17 protein-coding genes are annotated in these 15,807 nt (G+C 56.7%); 12 read left to right on the plus strand and 5 right to left on the minus strand.

Annotated elements, in window-relative coordinates; genetic code table 11:
- The first annotated feature begins 334 nt into the window (after positions 1 to 334).
- From LJE94_17590 to LJE94_17645, 12 genes are all read left to right on the plus strand, one after another.
- Positions 335 to 889 carry a 2-oxoacid:acceptor oxidoreductase family protein gene (locus LJE94_17590; GenBank protein ID MCG6911916.1) on the plus strand — a complete coding sequence of 185 codons (555 nt, stop codon included), beginning with the start codon at positions 335 to 337 and terminating at the stop codon, positions 887 to 889.
- A 113-nt stretch (positions 890 to 1,002) separates the two neighbouring features.
- On the plus strand, positions 1,003 to 2,742 hold the full coding sequence (locus LJE94_17595; protein MCG6911917.1) for an FAD-dependent oxidoreductase: 1,740 nt from the start codon (positions 1,003 to 1,005) through the stop codon (positions 2,740 to 2,742).
- Positions 2,739 to 3,890: a pyruvate ferredoxin oxidoreductase gene (porA, locus tag LJE94_17600; protein MCG6911918.1), complete on the plus strand. Its 1,152-nt coding sequence runs from the start codon at positions 2,739 to 2,741 to the stop codon at positions 3,888 to 3,890. Before LJE94_17595 ends, porA begins: the two co-directional genes overlap by 4 nt.
- A gap of 77 nt (positions 3,891 to 3,967) precedes the next feature.
- Positions 3,968 to 4,918, plus strand: a complete 951-nt coding sequence (locus LJE94_17605; protein ID MCG6911919.1) for a thiamine pyrophosphate-dependent enzyme — start codon at positions 3,968 to 3,970, stop codon at positions 4,916 to 4,918.
- Positions 4,919 to 4,920: 2 nt separating this feature from the next.
- On the plus strand, positions 4,921 to 5,577 hold the full coding sequence (locus LJE94_17610; GenBank protein ID MCG6911920.1) for a hypothetical protein: 657 nt from the start codon (positions 4,921 to 4,923) through the stop codon (positions 5,575 to 5,577).
- 1 nt (position 5,578) lies between these two features.
- Positions 5,579 to 6,271, plus strand: a complete 693-nt coding sequence (locus LJE94_17615) for an ATP-binding cassette domain-containing protein (GenBank protein ID MCG6911921.1) — start codon at positions 5,579 to 5,581, stop codon at positions 6,269 to 6,271.
- The gene (locus LJE94_17620) at positions 6,261 to 7,013 is read left to right on the plus strand and encodes an ABC transporter permease subunit (protein ID MCG6911922.1); all 753 of its coding nucleotides are present in this window, start codon (positions 6,261 to 6,263) and stop codon (positions 7,011 to 7,013) included. Before LJE94_17615 ends, LJE94_17620 begins: the two co-directional genes overlap by 11 nt.
- Before the next feature lie 148 nt (positions 7,014 to 7,161).
- The gene (locus tag LJE94_17625) at positions 7,162 to 8,154 is read left to right on the plus strand and encodes an ABC transporter substrate-binding protein (GenBank protein MCG6911923.1); all 993 of its coding nucleotides are present in this window, start codon (positions 7,162 to 7,164) and stop codon (positions 8,152 to 8,154) included.
- 138 nt (positions 8,155 to 8,292) lie between these two features.
- Positions 8,293 to 8,763, plus strand: a complete 471-nt coding sequence (locus LJE94_17630; GenBank protein ID MCG6911924.1) for a YcgN family cysteine cluster protein — start codon at positions 8,293 to 8,295, stop codon at positions 8,761 to 8,763.
- Between the two features lie 16 nt (positions 8,764 to 8,779).
- Complete coding sequence (locus LJE94_17635; protein ID MCG6911925.1) at positions 8,780 to 9,202, plus strand: HIT family protein; 423 nt, start codon at positions 8,780 to 8,782, stop codon at positions 9,200 to 9,202.
- An 81-nt stretch (positions 9,203 to 9,283) separates the two neighbouring features.
- On the plus strand, positions 9,284 to 10,408 hold the full coding sequence (locus tag LJE94_17640; protein MCG6911926.1) for a 3-hydroxyacyl-CoA dehydrogenase family protein: 1,125 nt from the start codon (positions 9,284 to 9,286) through the stop codon (positions 10,406 to 10,408).
- Between the two features lie 115 nt (positions 10,409 to 10,523).
- The gene (locus LJE94_17645) at positions 10,524 to 11,324 is read left to right on the plus strand and encodes a DnaJ domain-containing protein (protein MCG6911927.1); all 801 of its coding nucleotides are present in this window, start codon (positions 10,524 to 10,526) and stop codon (positions 11,322 to 11,324) included.
- A 62-nt stretch (positions 11,325 to 11,386) separates the two neighbouring features.
- Here the strand turns inward: LJE94_17645 and argF are convergent, their stop codons facing one another.
- From argF to LJE94_17670, 5 genes are all read right to left on the minus strand, one after another.
- A complete protein-coding gene (argF, locus tag LJE94_17650; protein ID MCG6911928.1) occupies positions 11,387 to 12,304 on the minus strand; it encodes an ornithine carbamoyltransferase in 918 nt (305 codons plus the stop codon).
- A gap of 111 nt (positions 12,305 to 12,415) precedes the next feature.
- A complete protein-coding gene (locus tag LJE94_17655; GenBank protein MCG6911929.1) occupies positions 12,416 to 12,904 on the minus strand; it encodes a hypothetical protein in 489 nt (162 codons plus the stop codon).
- 76 nt (positions 12,905 to 12,980) lie between these two features.
- On the minus strand, positions 12,981 to 13,400 hold the full coding sequence (locus tag LJE94_17660) for a DUF3783 domain-containing protein (protein ID MCG6911930.1): 420 nt from the start codon (positions 13,398 to 13,400) through the stop codon (positions 12,981 to 12,983).
- A gap of 306 nt (positions 13,401 to 13,706) precedes the next feature.
- Positions 13,707 to 14,825: a phosphotransferase gene (locus LJE94_17665; protein MCG6911931.1), complete on the minus strand. Its 1,119-nt coding sequence runs from the start codon at positions 14,823 to 14,825 to the stop codon at positions 13,707 to 13,709.
- A 77-nt stretch (positions 14,826 to 14,902) separates the two neighbouring features.
- Entirely contained in the window at positions 14,903 to 15,643 is a 741-nt protein-coding gene (locus LJE94_17670; GenBank protein ID MCG6911932.1) for a sulfotransferase family protein, read from the minus strand.
- Positions 15,644 to 15,807: the final 164 nt, after the last annotated feature.

Consider the following 15,807-nt stretch of genomic DNA (forward strand, 5'->3'; position numbering starts at 1 on the left):
GAACCACAAAGGCACAAAGGATACAAAGGATATAAGGATGCAGGGGTTCAATCGCTCAAATTAGGGCTTGACCCTCCAGCGGGGCTTACATATCCTAAATCGGCTGTGGGAAATGACGGTTCTTGTATCGGTTTTCATCATTTTCTGATACAGATCGACCTATAGCCATGGGCGGGGCCGCTCCGGAGAAGCAATGCGATGTCATCCGGCTTGCCGCAAAAAAGGGGCGTTACAGGCGGACCTGCTGTCCGGGCATTGATGGAGCACAGACGGGCATGCAAGATCTTTCCACCTACGTTGGGCGTTTCAGAGGCAGGAAGAGGGCGGTAATTTGATGCGGGAAATGCGTTTTCACGGTCGTGGCGGTCAAGGCACCGTGGTGGCTTCGATTTTGCTGGCAAAGGCGTTTTTCAAAGCCGGCTACCATGTCCAGTCTTTTCCGGCTTTCGGTGTCGAAAGGCGGGGCGCTCCCGTGGAGGCCTATCTGAGGGTCGATCATGAAAAGATACTGCTGCGCACAAACATCGCCACGCCCGATGTGGTCCTGGTTCAGGACCGGCAGCTGTTAAAGACCGTGAATGTCGTCAAGGGCCTGAAAGCGGGTGGGTGGGTTCTGGTCAACACGCGGGATCCGCAGGATGGGCCCGATATCTATGCCGGATTTTGTTCTGCATTTGTCGATGCAACGCGTATCGGCGTCGAAAACGGTCTGGGGACGCGGACGCATCCCATCGTCAACACGGCCATGGTGGGCGCCCTGATCCGGATATTGGAAACGCCGCCTCTGGCGTGCCTGGAGTCGGCGATCCTCGAGCATATCGAGGTCGAGCCGGAAAGGAACAGGGCCGCAGCCATTCAGGCGTATGAAACCGTGCAGTTTGACCACTGATCTGTCGGCGAAGGGTCATACCCTCCCCGGTTAGCGGATTACTTGGGTTTATCGGGTTAGCGGGTGTAACCCAACAAACGCAACGCACACTGTCCACAACGGATTAGGATACCATGACCGAAATTGAGAACCGTAACGCTTGTAAGGTGCCGCGGTTGTTGCTGTCCAGATCGGACCGGTCGACCCGCGCGAACAAGACAGGCGACTGGCGCTTTGCCGTTCCCAGATATGAAAACAAAACCGCCCCCTGCGCTGCGGCCTGCCCTGCCGGGCTGAACATTCCCCGGATCGAAATGCTGGCGGCTACAGGAAATTTGGCACAGGCCTGGGACGACATCATGCTGGAGAACCCGCTTCCCGCGGTGTGCGGCCGGGTTTGTTTCCATCCCTGTGAAGACGCCTGCAACCGGGCGGGGTTCGACCAGCCCGTGGCCATTCATCACATCGAAGGGTTGCTGGGCGCGCATGCCCTGAAGGCGGGGTGGTTGCCCTCGGCCTGGCCGCAACCGGCCGGCGGCGCGCGCATCGCCGTTGTCGGGGCGGGACCCGCGGGCCTGTCGGCGGCGTATTTCCTGAACAGCCTGGGACATGCATGCCACGTTTACGAGTCCCGTGAAGAAGCCGGCGGCCTGCTGCGCTGGGGAATCCCCGCCTACCGTCTTCCGCTTCCACTCCTGCAGGGCGAGGTGTCGCGCCTGGAACGGCTGGGAGTGCGGATTCTCTGCCGCACACCCGCATCGCCGGACGTTGCCGGCACCGGCGATTACCAGGCGCTGGTCGTGAGCTGCGGCCACACGCGACCGGTGACACCGGCCATACCCGGACGGGAGCTTTTCATCGACGGGCTCGATTATCTGCGGCGGGTTCGGAGCGGGGCGGCGGAGGAATTCAAGGGCGATGTGGCGGTGATCGGCGGAGGCAACACCGCCGTCGATGTCGCCCGGACGCTCGTGCGCTGCGGTGCCAGACCGGTTATTGTCTACCGCAGGAGAATTGAGGACATGCCGGCATTCGGTGAGGAAAGAGAGCAGGCCCTCGCTGAGGGGGTGGCCCTGAAGGAACTTTCGGCCCCGGTCGCCTTACGGAAAGTCGACGGCGGCTTTGCGCTCGACGTACAGGCCATGCAGTTGACGGGAGGGATGTCCGAAGACGGGAGGGCGCGTGTGGAACCTGTCGCCGGGGCCACGGAAACCATGGACGTTCAAGGCGTGTTTGCGGCTACGGGAGCCGAACCCGACATCGCCTGCCTGCCTGGCCCGGGAAAGAGAACGGGGCGACTGCCGTTGAGTCACTGCCTGGTGGAGGGGGGCGCGATTCCGACGGTCTACAGTGGCGACCTGGCCAGTCCGGTGTTGAGCGTCACCCACGCGATCATGTCGGGCAAACAGGCAGCGATGGCCATCGACGTTTGTTTGAAGGACGGCATTGAAAATGTCATACCGCGGCTCGACGAATGCTCCCTCGGAGAGGGGCGCGGGGTCTCAATGGAAAAATACAGGCGGGGGAATGCGCGTGACGTCAGCTCTCACTGCGTACCCCTTGCCGAGATCAAGACGCATTACTACGACAGGACGGAACGCAATTTGCCGGCAACGCTTGCTCCGGAGCGGCGTGTGCACAGCTTCGACCCTGTCGAGGCCGGCCTGTCAAAAGAGGCTGCCATGCAGGAAGCCGGGCGGTGCTTCAACTGCGGCACATGCAACGGATGCGGCTACTGCAGCATCTTCTGCCCGGAGATGGCGGTCGAGCTGAGCGAACCCAATACCATCGATCTGGATTACTGCAAGGGGTGCGGCATCTGCGTGGAAGAATGCCCGCGCAATGCCATGACTCTGGAGGCGGGGGGCTTATGAAACAGGTGCTGGAAGGCAGTCATGCCGTTTCGGAAGCCGTCAGGCTGGCCAGGGTCCAGGTGGTTTCCGCATACCCGATAACACCGCAGACCCATATCGTGGAAGCCCTGTCAAACCACTGCGCATCGGGCAGCCTGGATGCGCGCTTCCTCTGTGTCGAGAGCGAACACTCCGCCCTGGCCGCTGTCATCGGGGCTTCCAGCGGAGGCGTGCGGGCCTTTACGGCAACATCGGGACAGGGGTTGGCCTATATGCACGAACTCCTGCACTGGGCATCTGGCGCACGCCTGCCCATCGTGATGGCCGAAGTCAATCGCGCACTGGCTCCCGGGTGGAACATCTGGGCAGACCAAACCGACAGCCTTTCACAAAGGGACACCGGCTGGATTCAACTCTATTGTGAAGACGGCCAGGAGGCGTTTGACACGATTCTCATGGCCTTCAGACTGGCCGAGAAGGTAAACCTGCCGGTGATGGTCGTGCTGGACGCCTTTCTGCTTTCCCACACATTCGAACCCGTGGACATACCGGATGAAAACACGGTGGACCGGTTTCTGCCGCCGTTCGAGCCCAACATCAAGCTGGACACCGCCGATCCCTACGCACTCGGACAGATGGTGGCGCCCGCGGCTTACATGGAAATGCGCCACAACATCCAGGAGGCCATGGCCTGCGTACCCGGCACCATGGCTGTCATAGAGGCCGATTTCGAAAAAGTTTTCGGCCGGCGGTATCCGGCGGTGGAGGCGGTGGCCTGCGGGGACGCCGATGTCGTGCTGGCCGTGAGTGGCACCATGGCGGCAACGTGCCGGCAACTCATCGCTCAGCTGCGATCGGAAGGCATCAAAGCCGGCATGCTGAAGGTCAAGGCGTTCAGGCCATTTCCGGGCGTTGCCATCCGCGAGGTATTGGCGGGAGTGCCTAAGCTGGCCGTTGTCGACCGCAACTTTTCATCAGGGGCTGGAGGCATCTTTGCCCGGGAGATTCGTGCGGAGCTCTGCAATCTGACCGTGAAGCCCCTGGTCTACAGCTACATTGCAGGCCTTGGCGGCCGGGACGTGACCCTGGACACACTGTCCCGAATTTTAAGGGAAACGATGAACACGGACATGCCGCCCGTGGAGAGCGTGTGGGTGGACTGCGGGTAGTCGTCTCTGGCCGGTAGCAGGTGGCCGGAGAAATGGGATAAGAAGGTAAGCGCGGCACTCGGGGAGATAGGTGACCGATGGAAATGGAATCAACGCTGAAAAAGGGCGGCGGTGAAACGGAGCTGATGCACCCGGGGCATGTGGCCTGCCCTGGATGCGGCGCGGCGATTGCCATGAAACTGGCGCTGAAGGCCCTCGGCCCCCAAACCATGGTGGTTATCCCCGCCTGCTGCTGGGGCATTATTGCCGGCGCCTATCCCCAGAGCTCTCTGGGGGTGCCGCTTTTGCAGATGGCTTTTGCCGCGGCAGGAGCGGCGGCCAGCGGCCTGAGGGCGGCGCTGGATGCCAGAGGAGAAGATGAAACCTTCGTGATGGCGTGGGCGGGTGACGGGGGAACTTTCGACATTGGTCTGCAGTCCTTGAGTGGGGCCGTGGAACGCAATGAAGATTTCATCTATGTCTGTTATGACAACGAAGCTTACATGAATACCGGTGTGCAGCGGAGTTCGGCCACGCCGTACGGTACGCGAACGACAACGACGCCGGGAGAGCAGTGGAAACGATCGGGTAAAAAAAACATCATCGAAATCATGGCGGCCCATCGCATACCCTATGCGGCAACCGCCAGCATCGCCTATCCCCATGACCTCATCCGTAAATTCAAAAAGGCGGCCCGACTGAAGGGTGGCTCACGCTTTATCCACCTGTATGCGCCCTGTCCCACGGGTTGGGGCATTCCGTCGGAGGTGTCCGTCAGGGTTGCCAGGCTGGCCGTCCAGACGAACAGCTTCCCGCTGTACGAAGTCGAGAACGGTTTGCACTACACGCTCAACTTCAAAGGGGATGCGCCCGTGGGCGACTATCTCGGTCCCCAGGGCCGCTTCAAACATCTTTCATCACAGGATATGGATGCGATACAAAAGCGTGTGGATGAAGACTGGGAGGTGCTGCTCAAGCGAATCGATAGCGTAAAACTGCTGAAGCAGCCGGCTGAAATGAGAAGCTATGACCGATACCGGGAACACTGAGCATGGATGAAACTTGTTCCGTAGTGATTAAACCTGAACGTTGCGGTAACCGGTATCATCATGCCGTCTCGAGGGACAGATCGGGCTGCGGCATCTTGGCACCCGTGTTCGCAAAGGCGATGGGTCTGCTCGCGTGCCTGTTTCTCGTGTGGGCGGCTTCTCTGGGGGCGGAACCCTCTGCATCCGTCAGGAGCCTGATGCAGGAGCCTGCATCCATGCTGGATTTGGGATTGTCGCGGCTGGACGAACAGTTGTACCGCAATCGCGGCATCCTGGTAAAAAGTGACGGCAATCTGTTCGAGCCGGAACCGTCGATGCGGGTGACGTATGACTGGGATGACAACCGGATTCAAATATTTATCAAGCTGACCCTGAATGCTCAGGTGAAAAAAACACCGCAGCGCATGGCCGCGGTTCGGTCGCACGTGGAGTTCCTGGCCACGTATCTGAGGGGCTTTCTGACCATGATGCCCTACGATCTCCTTTTCCGGCACAAGGGGTTCAGAAGCAAGGCGTATCCGGAAGATCTGGATCGGGAACTTGTGGAGATTACCGACATTCACATGACGGTCATAGACCACCGGCAGAACATCGTAAGCCGCTGCAGGGTACCCTTGGCCGGCAAGGAGATTATCTGGTCGAACATGGGCGGGTCTTGAGATGACACTTAACTGCAGCAACATCGCTTTTCAATACCCGGGCACCTCTGCGAACGTATTTCAAGGGCTTTCCTTCCGGTTGGAGAGACCGGGATTCGATGCCCTGTTCGGCCCGTCGGGCGTGGGGAAGACGAGCCTGGCAAGAATAATCGTGGGGGAGCTCGACGGCTATCACGGCGATATCCGTGTGGAAGGCATGTCCCGCCTCTTTTATTCCTACAACATGGAACGCCTGCCCGACTGGTCGAGCGTCGGCCGACATTTGGAAAAGATAACGCCGGCATCGAAAAGCGATCGAAAGGAAGCGCTGGTGGACGCTTTCGGGATGGCCAGCGTCATGGGACTGCGTTTTTCTCAACTTTCCCTGGGGCAGCAAAACCGCATCAATTTGATGCGCTACCTGCTGCAGGACTTCGAACTGCTCATCATGGACGAAAGCCTCGCCAACGTAGATGAAAAAACGCGTGAGAGCATCATCTTGAAGATCAAGGCCATGTACCCGGAAAGGTATTTTCTCTACATATCGCACAATGTCGTGGAGGTTTCCAAGTTCTGCCGTGACATCATCGTGCTGCGAGGCCCCGGGAAACAGCCGCAAACCGTTGGCTTGAAAGGCATCGATATGCGGAATCCCGAAGATCTGGACAGGGACAGGCTCGAAAAGACCATGCTGGAGATCATGAATGCTTCATAGGCGCATCTACCAATTTCTGATCATATTCGTGCTGGGAATCGTATTGCTTTTTGCGGTCAAGTATCTTTTCGGACTGTCCGACTACGTCATCCCCAGCCCCTCGAATATCAAGGATACGCTTGTGGCCGTGTACGCGAATTTCGGCCTGGATGTCGCCAACACCCTGTCGGTGGCGATCATCGGGCAGGTGGTCTCCATTTTTCTGGCGCTGCTGGTGGGGGTCCTGGGCCGGCGCACGACCTGGTTTGGATCTTTCATCAAGGTGGCGGCCTACAACGTTCAGGCCTATCCCATCGTTGCCATCGCCCCCATCATATTCATCCTGTTCGGCGACGGCTTTTTTTCCAGGTTGTTGATTGCGGCGATGATATGCTACTTTCCCATTTTGCTTTCCGTGCTGGGCATCATGTCCGAGCCGGTCAGGGAGATAGAACATTTCTACCGCGTTACCGGCAGGATGCGGTGGCAACTGGAGGTAAAGATAAGGGCCTTCGAAAATCTCGGCAAGCTGACCACGGTGATATCCGGGAGCGCTACGCTGGCCATGGCGGGGACCATCGTGGCTGAATTCATTGCGGCCAACGAGGGGATCGGTTACAGCATACGGGTCGCGCTGTACCAGAGCGATCTCGCCAAGATCCTGGTGGCCCTGTTTCTGATCGGCATCACCCTGGCTCTCTATCAGGGACTGCTGGAAGCCATGGGTGCGGTAATCCGGAAGGGGTGGGCCGGGGGACGGTAGCCGGTGGCCGGCGGTCAGTTGCCATGTCCACGAACGACAGGCTGCCGGTTTTTCGGACGTATACCTCAGCGTTGCAAAAGCCCGGGGGCCTCAGAATCAAGGCGTCTGAGGGTGACGTCGAAAGGTAGAAAAAAAAAGAGGTGGTGGCATGAAAACACGATGGATGGTTTGTTTGTTCGGTTTTTTTCTGGTAATCGTTCAGCTTTCGTCCGGCGGGCTTTTCGCTGCCGAAAATGGGAGCGCCAGGTTGACCTATCGTTTGAAATGGCTCTTCAATGCCAGCGTGGTCGGGGATCTGAACGCCGATGCGATGGGCTATTTCAAAGCGGCTGGGTTGGACGTAACCGTTAAGGAGGGCGGGCCGGAGCGCGATGCCATTCGCGAGCTGGAACTCGGATACGCCGATTTCGGCGTTGCTTCAGCCGATCAGGTAATCAGGGCACTGGCGAAGGGGTCGCCCGTGGTGGTCCTGGCCCAGCTTTTTCAGGTCAACCCTCTGCAATGGATCTATCGGCCGGATGCGGTTCAGATATCGGGGGTGGCGGACCTCAAGGGAAAAATCATCGGGGTGACCTTTGGCGGCAACGACGAGACCATCATGCGGACCCTTCTGGCCGGTGGCGGCCTGTCCGAAAAAGATGTGCAGATCTACAGTGTTCGGTACGACTACACCCCGTTCTATCGACATAAAGTGGATTTGTGGCCGGTATATATCAACAGCCAGGGTCCCATTATCAGTCAGAAGTTGACGCAGGCCGGCGAAAAGACCGCTTTTTTCAACCCGTCGCTTCACGGTGTGAAATTCGTGGCCAATTCGGTGGTGACATCGGCACACATGGTTCAGGAACGCCCGGATACGGCGAGGCGGTTCATCAAAGCGCTTTTAGATGGGTGGGAGGGGGCTTTCAACCCCCAACACGCGGAAGCCACCCTCAAAATGCTGTCGGGATTTGACAAGAACACCCCCCTCCCGATACTCGAGGAGCAGTTGACTATAACGCGGAAATTGATCAAACCGGAAGAAGAGGTGAAGATCGGCACTATCGATGTGGAGGCCTGGCGACAAACGGAACGCATCATGCTCGAACAGAAGCTGATCAAAACAGCGGTGAACGTGGAAAAGGTTCTGATACGACTGTAATTTCCGCAGTTGCAACACTGGGGGAAACGATGCGGATATCGAAAACATGACGCGTCGCATGCTGATTGCCTGTTTTCGAAGGGTCATTTTTTCGCGGTGAATTTCCGTGTCTGACACAAACGGCGTGGAGCGTTCGAAGTGGTAGCTAAACAGAAAACGGTTTCCGGAGATCATGCCCCTTTCTGGGAAAGGAAGACGCTGGGGCAGATGTCGCCCGAAGAGTGGGAGATGCTGTGCGACGGCTGTGGCCGATGCTGTCTCCAGAAGCTGGAAGACCGGAAAACCGGCAAGGTTCGTTATACATGGGTTTCCTGCTATCTTTTCGATACCCAACGGTGCCGCTGTACAGCTTACGAGAACAGAAGCCGACTGGTAAAAGGGTGTACTACCCTGACGCCCTCCCGGGTCAAAGCCTATCGATGGCTTCCCCGGACATGCGCCTATCGCCTGTTGGCCGGCGGCAAGCCGCTGCCCCCCTGGCACCCGCTGCTGACCGGGGACAAGGATTCCGTGCATGCAGCCGGCATATCGGTGAAGGGGCGCGCCATTCCCGAAGTCAATGTGCACCCGGACGATGTCGAGTACTACACCATAGCGGAACCTTTTTAATACAGAGGAGGGAAAAATGGATGACTGTATTTTCTGCAAAATAGTAAGGGGGGAAATTCCCAGCTTTAAAATCTATGAAGATGAACGGGTCTATGCCTTCGCGGACATCAACCCCCTGTCGGATGGCCACACCCTGATCATCCCCAAGGCGCATGCGGAGAATCTCGGGCAGGTATCGGAAGCGGATCTTACGGCCATCCATCTAACCTCGAAGAAGATATACGCCGCCATGCAGACCGCCCTGGGGGCCGATGCCGTCGCCCTGGTCCAGGCCAACGGGCGGGCTGTCAACCAGGTCGTGATGCACTACCATCTGCACCTGATTCCGAGGAAGAACAGCGAGCCGAACCTGGAAGTCACCAATTGGGAGATGATACCCGGGGATATGGAGGCCATCAAGACCGAGAGTGAGAAACTGGCGGCGGCGTTGCAGGCGTAGTCAGTGGTTGCAGTTCAGGGCTTCGACGCTGTGGGTTGAGCATCCTGAAGCCATAAATTCGAAACTTAGAAAGGAGAGATCATGAAAGAGATCAGCAAGGTGGGCATCGTCGGGTTTGGTGTCATGGGGGCCGCCATCGGTCTGAGTGCCGCGTCGTCCGGATACCGGGTCGTGTTCAAAGAGTTGAATGACGAACTGGTGGCATCCATGTATGACAAGTGGGTGGTCAAAGCCCTGGAAAAAAGGGTGGCCAAGGGAAAAATGACCCAGGCGGACATGGACGGGCTGACGTCCATGATTACCGGTACCAGCAGCTACGATGAGCTGGCCGACTGCGACCTGATTATCGAGGCGGCCATCGAAAAGATGGATCTCAAGATCCAGATTTTCGGGGAGCTTTCCGCAGCCTGCCGCAAGGATGCCATTATCGTCAGCAACACGTCCACGTTTCTGATCGAAAAGCTGATGGAAAGGGTGGAAAACCCGGAACGCACGGCCGGGGTGCACTACTTTTTTCCGGCCAATGTCAACCGTCTGGTGGAGGTGATCCGCCAAAAGCAGACCAGCGACGCCACTTACGAAAGCCTCATGCACTTTGCCGAAAAATGCCGCAAGGTGGCCATCTCGGTCAAGGATTTCCCCGGGTTCGCCATTAACCCGGTATTCATTTCCAGCTACATGGTGCTGGATTCGTTTCTGGGCGACACCTACAACATCGCCACCCTGGAAAGTATTTCCCAGGAGGCGCTCAACGTGCGGTTCGGCATCATGTGGGTGCAGAACGGCTCCGGCATCGGCACCTGCTATCACGCAGGCGCTTCCATGGTCGCTTATCTCCATGACAGCGATGTCGGCTACCCCCTGATGCCGGATGCATTGGAGGCGCAGTTTGAAAGCGGGAAACCGTGGAACCTCGAGGACGGGGAGGTGCTGGCGGATGAGGCGGCCCGCAAGGCGGTCAGAGACAGCCTGCTGGGGAATATTTTCACCATTTCCGCGCACCTGATCGAAAGAGACGTGGTTTCCATAAAGGATCTGGAGCTGGGAATATGCACGGCCCTGGCGTGGCCCAAGGGGCCCTTCAGCATGATGAATGACCTGGGGATGGAGGAAAGCGCGCGGCTGGTGAACCTGGCGGTGGAAAAAGGATATTATAAGATGCCGCAGACCTTTGCCGGGGGGGTGCCGGATCCCTGGAATGTATAATCCCAACCCGGTTAAACCGGAAAAGATAAAGATCATTTATCACGAAAACACGAAAGTCCAAAAACACGAAAAACCATGAAAATTTTCGTGCCTTCGCTATAGCTGACGACTTGTCATGAAGCAGACGGACTACTATAACGTGCTGGGTGTAGATCCCGGCAGCGATCCTAAAAAAATTCGGACCGCATACCGGGATCTGGCCTTTCAATACCATCCGGACCGCAACAAGGGAAATCCGGAAGCTGCCGACAGGATGAAACGGATCAACGAGGCCTATGCCGTGCTGTCGGACCCCGAAAAGCGCAAGGCCTACGACGGATTAAGACAGCAGTACGGGGATGCGGCCCGGACCCGTTTCAGAAAGGCTTACACCGAGAAGGACATCTTCAGCAATTCGGACATTCATCATATTTTCGAGGAAATGGCCCGGTCCTTCGGGTTCCGCAGTTCCGACGAGGTGTTCAAGGAGTTCTATGGGAAAGGATTCCGTTCCTTCGAGGTTCGCAGGCCCGGTCTTTTCGGCGCCGGTTTTTTCTTCTTCGGGACTCCCGGAAAAGGCGGTATGAGAAAGGGGCGGTTGCCATCCGGTGGTGGGCCGCTGGCCATGCTGGCCGGTCAGCTGCTCAGGAAGCTTTCCCAAAACGCTTCACCCGAGAAGGGGGGCGATCTGTTCGAGACCATCGTTTTGGATGGCGAAACAGCCCAAAACGGCGGCCCATACGCCTTTTTTCAGAAGACCGACAAGAAGAAGCTGATCATTAAAATTCCGCCGAAGGTGCGTGACGGGCAGAAGATACGCCTTGCCGGCCGGGGGCGTCCCGGCAGGGGCGACAGTCCGGCCGGCGACCTTTACCTCAAGGTTAAAATAAGACGCCCCCTTCTGCAGCGGCTTAAGAAGATGATCTCAGATCGATAACACGAAAAAATGGAACTTTTTCGTGTTTTTTCGCTTTCGTATTTTCGTGATTGTTTTTAACGTCAGGCTTTCCCCATCATTTTGAGAAGCAGTGCATTCTGAACGTGCATTCTGTTTTCAGCCTCATCGAAAACGACCGACTGTTTTCCCTCGATAACCGCGTCGGTGACTTCCAGACCCCTTTCGGCCGGAAGGCAGTGCAGAAAGAGGGCATCTTTTCCGGCAGCCGCCATGACGGCCTCATTCACCTGGAAGTTCCGGAAGTATTGCAGCCGTTTTTCTTTTTCATGCTTTTGCCCCATGGACGCCCACACATCGGTGTAGACGACATGGGCGCCTTCGACGGCATCCAGAGGATCATGGGATATGTCGATTCGCGAGATGCCGGCCTTGCGGGAAGCCTCAACGGTGGCCTTGTCGGGCATGTAATTTTCCGGGCAGGCGCAGACAAAATGCAAAGGGATCCTCTGGGCCAGACGCAGCCACGAGTTCACGATGTTGTTGCCGTCGCCGACGTAAACCACCTTAAGATCGTCCAGATTCCCACGATGTTCGAGAACCGTCAAAATGTCGGCCATGATCTGGCAGGGGTGATTGTAGTCGGTCAGGGCGTTGATGACCGGTACGGACGCGTATGCGGCCAGTTCCAGAATGTGGTCGTGGTCGAACAACCTGGCCATGATGACATCGTTGTAACGGCTGACAACACGCGCGACGTCTTTGACCGCTTCCCGTTTGCCGATCTCGATGTCGGACGGTCCCAGGTAAATGGCGTGACCGCCCAGCCTGTAGAATCCGGTTTCAAAGGAGAGGCGGGTTCTGGTCGACGGTTTGGTAAAGATCATGGCCATGCTTTTCCCCTCGAAGGGAGCGTAGGCTTCACCCGATTTCAGCTTGGTCTTGACTTCCTGGGCGAGTTCCAGGATTTCTTGGATTTCGAGGGCGTCAAGATCGGTTATGTGCAGAAAGTCGCGTTTCACAACTCCTCCTATGGTATCGAAAACCGGTCTTGGTTTTTTCCGGGCATGACGGTAGCGCGGTAATCAAAGGTGCGGCCCCCGTCCGGGCGCCGATCGTTTCCGACACCGGGATCAATTCATGCCGGGGAATGCATCCTCATATTCGGGGGGGCCACTGAGGCCATATACCCGCACCGTCCGTTCATCGACAGGCTTTATGACCAGGTAGTTCCAACCCGTGTACAGGTACCCGTATAATTCGCCGGATGGGCTGTCGATGGCGTAGAGTTGCTGAAAATAACCCGGGAAGAGGCTCCGGTCGATGCTGTCGATTACCCCGGCGATCGTTTCGGGGTCGTCGATTTTCTTCCAAAGTTTCCCTTCCGGCCGGATATGTTTGTCGTCAGATTTCGGATCGAAGAGGATGCCGGAAACGAGTCGTTCGCTATTCCCGTAATAATAGACGTCGTAGTCCCCGGAATGAGAGACGAGATCCTTCAACAGGGCATTCTGCTCCTCATTGGAGGTCGCCGAGAGTTTCCCGTATCCTGCGCATGCGGTCACGGCGACCAGGAGGATCAGCACTTCCATGGCCGTGAATATCACTTTTTGATTTTTCATATCGCCAACATAATCACGATTCTGCTGATTTCAATCCATTAGGCATTCAGGGACTGCAGGGACCGACCGGATGGGGTCATCGCTTTCCCAGGGCCTTGCGCTCGGCCGACAATTCCGCGAGAAGCTCCTTCAGCTGCCAGTTTTCCGAGGTGGATGTCAGGGTGGCCCACAGTGCCGGTTTCATTCCGGTTTTCCGGCATACGGCCATGAGGACGTGCAGTTTTTTTTCCGTAATGCCGGCAACGATGATCGCACGCGGCAAGGTCGATGAGATCCCCCGGCCGGCTTCCGGCGGCAGGGTAAAAAGATCGCCCAGACGGCTGTCTGCCTGCTGTTGCGTCGCCCAGACGACCGGGATGTTTTGCAGACCGGCCATGGCGAGCACGGCTTTGAATTTTGATTGCGCCTCCGACGGAAACCCGCATAGGACTAGTTTTTCTGGGCCGTACAGGGCCCGGTCGGTTCGAGTCACTTTTTCAAATTTCGCATCTGCCATGCTCATATACTCGACTTGCGTGTGGGTAAGGGGCCTTCTCCCATTGGAACCGGCTGTTCCGTTGTCACCTGCATTAGAAAGATTCGACTCAGATTACACCAAGAGCGAATTGGTTTCAAGACGCTATTTACGCCATCCTTGCAAAAGCCTGAGGGCTTCAGCGTCAAGGCGTCTGAATACAAAAAACAAGCTATTAGAGTGGTTGCCAGAAAAAAACGCTCCGAATGGCGTGTCTCTATTGCGGAATAGACTTATGGCAATCGGTAGAGATCTGCTCTTAATTCTTGTCGTTGATTCAAGCTTGGCTTACCCCAACGTTCGGACGATCGACCGGTCTATCTCCCGTTGATTACCTGTCAACCAGTGCATTAGCCCGATGTTGTGGTAGATGAAGGCGTAATACTCGTCATCGTCCGGCTCTGCTGCATTGTAAAAGTCGACCAGGTCCCAATTGAGAACATAAAGATTGGCGATCGCCAGCATGGCCGTCAGGTATTTTTTTTCCTGGGCGGTCAAGGGGTTGACATGGCTGAACTGCCGGCATGCCTGGTTGTAGGTCTGCAAAAACAGGCTGAATTTGTCCTGCCGCAGCGCAACCACTTGCTGATCCCAGATACTGGTGAAATAGACCAGGCCCAGGGCGATATCGAACAGCCGGTAGTCGATTTTCGACCAATCAAAATCGAAAATGCCGATGACTTTTTCATCGTGATATTTCAAATTTCCCGGGTGGTAGTCACAGTGGACCGGCAGTTCGACCATGCCCTGGAAGGCTGATTCCAGTTCAACCAGATGCCTCACGGTCGTCAAGATGGTTTCGAAATTTTGTTCGAACAGCCGATCGCAGCGACGTTCCTCGCGCCGGCGATAAAAGGTGGACCAGCTTGTTTCGAACGTGGGCAGGAAGGTCATGATTTTGGGCTGCACCCGCTTGGCTCCGGGGGGCGGTGTGAAGCCATGCCCGCAGTGGTGGAGATGGGCGAGAACCCGGGCGGCACTGGCGAATTCCCTGTCGGTGAGATCGGTATGGGTCCATGAATATTTGTCTTCTCCGTCAAGAAATTCGAACAGCGCCCATAGCGCCCGGGCGCCGTTGTGGTTTTCGGGCGGGGGCGTACGCACAAGGGTTTCGCCGCTGCTGCCGGGAACGACGGCGGCCGCCTTGGTAAAGCCATTGGAACGCAGGTGATCGACCAGGGCGTGTTCGAAGCGGATCTCTTTTTCGGCGACATGAGGGTTGTACAGCCTCAGGAATAAACGCCGATTTCGCGGGGCATCCGCCATCCAGACCGCATAACTTTTGTTGCAATATCCGCCCGTGATTCCCTCGACGCGGGTCAGTTTGCCGAAATCGTAATGGCTCTCCATCAACCGGCGGATGGTTTGCGTGAGAGCGTCGTTGTTCAATTCCGAATGAAGGTTCATGGCGTATCGATCCTCTCAAGAAAAGAGAACGAAATCTCTGGGACTCGGTTAGCTCGACGAGAGAAAAACGACCCCTGTCAGGAGGCCGACAGACAGTGTGAACGCATTTTTTCATAGAACGGCAGATGATGTTCATAGTACTCGCGCAAGCGTGGCCTGTCGTCCAATCCGAAATCGAAGGTTTCCATGTTTTTCTGGATGCCTGAACTTTCCGTGGCGTCCACGTGCCACTCTTTCCACGAGTCCCACGCCTGGATATGGCGCCCGGCTTCCCATTGCATGGCTTCGGGTATGAAAGGAATGCCGACGGCCTCGCAATAGGCCCGGGTAACGCCGTCCGGGTCGTCTTCGAGCGCATCCGCGTCGATGATAACGGGCGTTTTACCGGTTATTTCCCTGACTTTCATGAACAGGTTGTACTCCAGTTCAATGCCGATTTCCTCGCTGGTGACATCCGGGTTCATGACATAGTTGGACAAAACGGTTTTCTCGGGATCTCTGATCAAAAAGGTGTTGGTCATCTGTTTGAGAAAGTCCGGGTCTTGGACGACATGATCGTAGGGGTGGTAGCACATGTCCTTGAAAAAAACCGGCGTCTGCTCGGCTTCGCGCAGGATCCAGCTTTTGATGTCCGGATAGCTCATGGGGGCGCTGGGGTCGATGTGCTGGCCGGGGCAGTCGACCCGTTTTTCATACACATAGTAAAGGGCACTGAAAGGTTCGTGCAGGACCTTGAAATCGTTTCTCTCGATGAAAATGCGCTCGAACCCGGTTGAGATGGATCTGGGGTGTACCCAGAAAGCGATAATCTGGTTCATCGGTACCTCCTTTTCACTGGTGATCAGGTAAATACAGCAGGGTGTTTTTGCGAGCCGGTCGTGACATCATCGCGCCGACCCGTCACATTCAATCCTTCTCAGCTCAGCAATTTCTGTGCCACACGGCACAGGTGGCGGTGTCGAACACCCGGCATAAAAAATCT

Source organism: Deltaproteobacteria bacterium (assembly GCA_022340465.1).
Taxonomy (GTDB): Bacteria; Desulfobacterota; Desulfobacteria; order Desulfobacterales; family B30-G6; genus JAJDNW01.